The following is a 6,109-nucleotide window of genomic DNA, read 5'->3' on the forward strand; positions in this document are numbered from 1 at the left end:
ATTAACGCAAATAATCTAAAAGACTTACTTGCATAATTTTTGCACTTGTTGCCAAAGAAGCTTGGTACACACTTTCATCTTGTTTTAACTTCATAATGGTATCGGCCATATCAGCATCTTCTGTCTTAGACTGCATGCCCGTTAAATTCATTTCCAGATCACCCAAGCGAGTAGTTATAAGTTCTACTCTGTTCGTCTTCGCCCCTATCTCAGAGCGGGCCTCATTTATTTTGGAAACACGATTCTTGAGGAGTTCAAGTTCTCCTTGAGCTGCTGCTTTGTTCCCTGTACTTAATGCTGCTTGAACTCTATTTAAGATTGCAAACATATTATCTGAATCTGTAGGTTTACCAAATACATCTTGTCCAGTAACATTTATTGACAAAGATGCTCCTTCGGTAAATTTATACGTTATACCGAGAGTATCTGTCCCTTGTGTTCCAGCTATTGAAGCATCATATGGAACTTTGTCTGTTAATTGACCGTTAAATATATATTTATCATTAAACTTGCTGTTTCCCAATGTAACAAGCTGCTCATAAATTTGCTTTATTTCAATACTGACTGCATCCATGGCTTCTTGAGGATTAGAACCATTAACCCCTTGAACGGTCAATTCATTTGCCCGTTGAGCAAGATCATTGACCTGTCCCAAAACTGTATCACTATAATCCAGCCAGGATGTTGCTGCATCTGCATTCTTTTGATATTGGTCATTTATGGATAATTCACTACGATATCTTAGTGAGTAGGTAATGCCTACCGGATCATCAGATGGTTTATTGAGCTTCATCCCTGTAGAAAGCATATTCTGTTTCGAATCCATACTGACAAGGTTATTATTAATATTTCTCATCATCTGTAAATTCATCATTCCAGGTGTAACACGTAACGCCATTACCTATACCTCCTCTATCTACCTACAACACCCATACTATTAATAATTTTGTCCAAATTCTGATCCATTGTCGTCATTACACGCGAAGCAGCAGAATAGGCATGCTGAAACTTGATTAAATTCGCCATTTCCTCATCTAACGACACCCCGCTTACGGACTGCCTTCTGGATTCTACTTGATCAACAAGCAATTGGTTGTTCTCTTGCTGACGCATTGCTTCTCTACTCTCTACCCCTAATTGCCCCATCATAGAACGATAATAGTCATTTATTGTTCCGTTGGTGATTCCATTATTACTTGCAATTGGGTTGAATTTAAAGGAACCCTCTCTTAATTGTGACATAAGCAAGGCAAGTGTATTATTCCCTTTTACAACTTCCTCAACATTCGATGCGTTTGTTGTCACACGAATGGAAGAAGCGATCTGATTCGGATTATTTTCAATAATTGGATTTAACTGAAAAGAACTTGCAGTTAATGGTCCTCCACTTGAATTGAAAATTTCTACACCATTAGTCAATGGTGTGGTTAGCACATAACCTAATTTATGCAGCCCATTGATCCCTTTAACCGTTGCTGTCAAATCCGAAGTCAAAGTTCTACTTGCCCCGGTATACGTAACACCATCCAAGACAGTCCCCTCGGGTAGTACAGAACCTGCCGGAATCGTTACTTGTACTTCACCATTAGCCATTGTATTAGCAAGTTGATTGAGCTGATCAATGTAGTCACTTACAATGACGTCTCTTGATTTGGCTATACCAAACATCTCGCCACTCGTCAAAGTGTTAGATGAGTATGCCGTTTCCCAAGTGGCTGCAGTTGTAACTACTGAAGCATCTCCATTCACCAATTCCACACCACCAACAGTCACCCGATATCCTGTAGCCTCTTCTGCTACGGTGACGTTCCCAAGTTTGGATAACTGATCGATTATTAGGTCGCGTTGATCCCGCAAGTCATTTGCATTGTCTTTAAAAACCTCGATCTTAGAAATCTGTGCGTTAAGATCAGCAACCTGACTTGTTAATGTATTAATATTCTGTGCATTAACAGACAGACTTGAAGTTAAATCATCTTGCATATCGGTTAATTTCTTGCTTGTCTCATTAAATGCATCCACTAAAGCTAAAGCATTTTCTTTAACAATCTTTCTTGAAGTCACATTCTCAGGATCTTTACTCATTTCAGACCAGGATTTCCAGAAATTATCGATTACCGTAGTTAACCCTGAATCGGAAGGTTCATTAAAGATTTTCTCAATCTTTGACAATGTATTGGCTTGCGTCTCCCACTCACCAAGCGAACGATTCACATCCCAGTACTGATCATCCAGGAAGGCGTCCCGAACCCTTTTAATATATGTAACTTCAACTCCAGTCCCTAATTGACCAGGGTTGGTAGACTTATATAATCCCGGCGCCTCTAGTGGTCTTGTAGCCGCCATACCTACTGTCTGGCGTGAATACCCCTCAGTACTTGCATTTGCTATATTATGTCCTGTAGTGTTCATCGCTGCCATTTGTGTAAACAAACTTCGCTTGGCTGTTTCTATGCCATGGAACGTAGACGTCATTAATGTCCCTCCTTAACTCTCTATCAATAAATCCATCTATATTTTGGAATCAAAAAAATTATTTTTCTTATACCCCACTGCCGGTTGTAGTGGATTCTGATAAATCAAATCATCATCAACACCCACAATAATATTTAATGAAAAATCAATAAACTCTAATGATTGCTCAAGTAGCTGTTCTACTGTTTGATTTTCTTTTTTTAGAGAGTTAATGTTATGAATTAAACGATCTTTTGTATCCAGTAGCTTTTGCTTATTCTCCGTGTCAAATACAAGCCGGCTCAATTCAGTGATCGTTAGATTTAATTGTGAACGTATGCCCTTTTCTTTCAAAAAAGCATCCACGTTTTCCAGCCTTTTTTCTTCGGTTGTTGCAATTTGCTTTAGCAAGCGATTTTCTTGTGTCATTAAATTTGTTAGCAGTTGAATGTTATTATCTACAATGGCTCTTTTTTTTTCATTTGCAGTGTTAATTAAGGACTCATGAAGTTCGATTAACCGTTCCATTGTTGTGATAACCGAACATATGTTCACTTAGTATCACCTTGTTTCTCATTTCCTTTAAAATAAGGAAGGAGTTTCTCAGCAATTTTCCCTGCTTCAATATGATAAGTACCAGAGGCCACTCGTTGCTTAAGGTCTTCGATCTTCTGAGCACGTTCAGGAGTAACGCTGCGTACCTGTGCTTCCAACATCTCCAGTGCCTCATTTGAAATAGACACTTGATCTTTTTGAGACTTCTTTTTATCCACCTGGTTATCCCGTGTGTCCATGTTTCGTTGGTACGGATTCACTCCGCCTATTCGTCCAGTCTCATTAATTTTCAAATTAATCACCTCACTAGAATAAAAAAGCCGATAATCTTTACTAAGTTTATCGGCGTAAAATAAAATATTATGAATAGCATACTATAGGTTTATAAAGAATATTATGTCACTTAAGCGGGGAATTAATCGCGGAATTTGTCAACAGCGCTGTAGGCGCCCCCATTTTTTTTATTATTCTGATTGTATTGCGACTTATCTTTACCAGCTTCAGATATCTCACGGGTAAGGCGGCTGCGGCAGGAGTCGCACATATTATTTTCCCGGATGAGTATCCCGCAAACCTCGCATGGATACATGATATTAGGATTGTTGGCAACCGAAATGCGCCCTTCTTTAATGAATTTAGTAATCCGGCTGATAGACACCTCAGTGGCCTCGTGTACGTCCTGAATGGAAGCTGTTCTCATCTCGCGTAAATATTTAACGCATTTATCATAGTCGAGATCAATAAGTTTAGCGCAGGAAGGACAAATATCTCTAAAATTATTGGTAAATAGCTTTCCACAGAGCGAGCAATTTCCAAGATTCATACCCATACTCTTTAACTCGTCCCTTCAACTAACATCATTTTATAGTTAGATTACATCATTCAAGGGGGCTCGTCCATATCTTTTATATACACCTTGCAAAAGAAATTAATCAGGATCTCGCCCAAGTTATAATATAAACCTCAACCGGCCGCCCTATCCTTGTGCAAATGTCATGAATCAACTTGGAGCAAGCATTTACTGTACTTCCTGTGGTATAGACATCGTCCACTATAATAATTCTCAGTGGGGATAGAAGATCCATGCCGGAAGTTTCTCTTCGCAGGTTCATCTTAAAATATGGCGGCTTGAATACATGCTTCTTCTCCACATTCCCGATAGCTGTTATAAGTCTCTCAGAAGAATCCGGCAATGTCCCGTATACACCCTGCAAATCCCGGATGCGCTCCCGGCGGGACTTCAGACTTTGTTTCTCGGTATGACAAATACGTTCCAGTAATGAAATTACCGGGATCCCGCAAGCCGCCCCCACCCCTAAGGCAAGCTGCTCCGCCTGATTAAAACCGCGTTCCATCATTCTGTCCGAACTTGCCGGTACATAAGTCACTGCGTCAAAGTGAAAGTTCCGTGCAGGGGCATCGATCCTCTGACTGCTCAGTTCGCTCTCCATAGCTTTTGCGGCCCAACCTGCCATACGAGCCAGCAGCTGCCTATAGGCTTCATTCCCCCGGAATTTATACTGGGCTAGCCATTCGCGCATTTGCCCATTGTACGCAACAGCACTTCGATTCATAACATAATTCCGGGTCATCCCTTGGTCTCTAGTGCAATCTGGACATCCTACATAACGGCCGCATATCCTGCACCGCAGGTGTGTTATCCAGGGAATCGATGCACAGCAAACAACACACAATTCCGGATAACTGGGGTTATGCGCTTGGATCGTTCTTCCGCACGTCAGACATACCTTGGACAAAGGAGACAACAATTGTCCCAGCGGGTGTAACAATTTTCCCCAGGATGATGTCATAGCTTTACTCCTTGTATGCTGTGCAGATATCCCTTTTTATAAGCGAGCTTATTCATCCGCTGAATTTGCCGGATTGCCGAGCGTTGAGACCGGGTCCAGTAGGGAGAGGCAAATAAAACCTTGCCGGAGGGATCTTCAACGGATCGGCCAGCACGTCCCGCCATCTGTACCAGAGAAGTCTCATCAAATAAACTGCAGTCTGCGTCCAATATATACACATCGCTTTTGGGTACCGTAACCCCGCGCTCAAGAATGGTTGTCGTAACCAGCAGCCTTACATCCCCTGATCGAAAAGCAAGCACTTTGTCAGCACGGTCTTTATCTTGAGAAGAAGTCCCTTGAATCGGCAGTGCAGGGAACCGCAACCGCAGCAAAGCTACAAGGGGTTCAATATAACGAATCCGTGAGACAAACACAAATATTTGTGCGCCTCGCTGAGCGGATTCCTCCAGAGAACGGACAAAGGATGCCGGCAGGGATTGCCGACGAAGATAAACCTCCACCTGTCTGATCTCTATCCGATGGGGAACCGGGAGCGGATGGCCATGATAGCGTGCCGGCACTTTGGCATGCGACAAACGGCCGGCACGAATCTCCCGCTGCATTGCCACTGGGGGCGTAGCTGACAAAAAGATAAAGCGTCCTCCCGGCCTGCATGCGGATTCTGCTCCAAAGGACAGCATAGCATTATTATGATAGGGATAGGCATCGAGCTCGTCGATGATGACGAGATCAAAGCTCTGGTTAAAGCGCAGCAGCTGATGGGTAGTGGCCAGAGTCAGCCGGCCACGGATCCAGCGGTCTGCGCTGCCGCCGTACAGCACGGCGAGTGTCTCCGCCGGGAAAGCCTTGGCAAGCCGCGGTGCCAGCTCGAGTACGACGTCGCGCCGCGGCGTCGCGACGAGCGCGCAGCCGCCGGCGGCGAGCACCGCCTCCAGGAGCGGGAACGTGATCTCCGTTTTCCCCGCTCCCGTGACGGCCCAGAGCAGGAACCGCTCTGGGCCTCTCCCGGCGGAGCGCTTGCGCGGCTCCGCCAGGAACTCCAGCGCAGCGCCGGCAGCTCCCGCCTGCGCTGCGCTAAGCTCCCACCGGCGTGCCGCCACGGTGGGGTCAAAACCGGCCGTGCCCCGCACGGCCGGAAGCGCTGCGCTGCGCAGCAGCAGCGCGCAAGCCCGGCTGCGCCCGAGTGCGAGGCAGGCCTCGCAATAGGCGCAGCCCGCAAGGCCGCACGCGGCGCAGGCCGTGCGGCCCGTGGGAGCGCTGCCGCAGCGCAGGCAGCGTTCCCCGGC

General features: G+C 45.0%; 7 protein-coding genes. All 7 read right to left on the minus strand.

Features of this window, described 5'->3' with window-relative positions; translation table 11 throughout:
- Position 1 precedes the first annotated feature (1 nt).
- Positions 2 to 898 (minus strand): flagellar hook-associated protein FlgL, encoded by an 897-nt coding sequence (gene flgL / locus AC0MA3_RS22085; protein ID WP_474657800.1) that lies wholly within the window; start codon positions 896 to 898, stop codon positions 2 to 4.
- A gap of 14 nt (positions 899 to 912) precedes the next feature.
- Positions 913 to 2,475 (minus strand): flagellar hook-associated protein FlgK, encoded by a 1,563-nt coding sequence (gene flgK, locus AC0MA3_RS22090; protein ID WP_474657801.1) that lies wholly within the window; start codon positions 2,473 to 2,475, stop codon positions 913 to 915.
- Between the two features lie 36 nt (positions 2,476 to 2,511).
- Positions 2,512 to 3,009, minus strand: coding sequence for a flagellar protein FlgN (locus AC0MA3_RS22095; RefSeq protein WP_474657802.1), 498 nt, complete (start codon positions 3,007 to 3,009; stop codon positions 2,512 to 2,514).
- Complete coding sequence (gene flgM / locus AC0MA3_RS22100) at positions 3,006 to 3,302, minus strand: flagellar biosynthesis anti-sigma factor FlgM (protein ID WP_474657803.1); 297 nt, start codon at positions 3,300 to 3,302, stop codon at positions 3,006 to 3,008. The genes AC0MA3_RS22095 and flgM overlap by 4 nt, the downstream gene beginning before the upstream one ends.
- A gap of 122 nt (positions 3,303 to 3,424) precedes the next feature.
- Positions 3,425 to 3,832, minus strand: a complete 408-nt coding sequence (locus tag AC0MA3_RS22105; protein ID WP_379157225.1) for a flagellar protein — start codon at positions 3,830 to 3,832, stop codon at positions 3,425 to 3,427.
- Positions 3,833 to 3,941: 109 nt separating this feature from the next.
- Positions 3,942 to 4,601 carry a ComF family protein gene (locus AC0MA3_RS22110; RefSeq protein ID WP_474657804.1) on the minus strand — a complete coding sequence of 220 codons (660 nt, stop codon included), beginning with the start codon at positions 4,599 to 4,601 and terminating at the stop codon, positions 3,942 to 3,944.
- 215 nt (positions 4,602 to 4,816) lie between these two features.
- Positions 4,817 to 6,109 (minus strand): helicase-related protein (locus AC0MA3_RS22115; protein ID WP_474657805.1); only part of this gene is annotated, 1,293 nt, incomplete at its 5' end.

The sequence above is a fragment of the Paenibacillus sp. LS-5 genome (genome assembly GCF_056121505.1).